Annotated in this window: 1 pseudogene; it reads left to right on the forward strand. The window is 65.2% G+C overall.

Going from position 1 to position 264, the window contains the following annotated elements:
- Positions 1-264 (forward strand): annotated as a pseudogene (locus GWK61_RS55715) (hypothetical protein); the annotation flags it as partial.

The raw sequence follows: 264 nt of genomic DNA on the forward strand, positions 1-264 counted from the left end.
CCGGCAGCTACGACGCCTGGCTCGACGGCTACGGCACCACCCACACCGACACCCTGTCCCAGAAGGTCAGCATCGCCTCCACCTGCAAGACGGCGAACTTCTCCTTCTGGCTGCACATCGACACCGCCGAAACCACCACCAGCACCGCCTACGACAAGCTGTCGGTCCAGGTCCTGAACTCCTCCGGCACCGTCGTGGGCACCCTGGCCACCTACAGCAACCTCAACGCCGCCAGCGGCTACGTGTCCCACTCCTTCAACCTGG

The organism is Catenulispora rubra (assembly GCF_015356825.1).
Taxonomy (GTDB): Bacteria; Actinomycetota; Actinomycetes; order Streptomycetales; family Catenulisporaceae; genus Catenulispora; species Catenulispora rubra.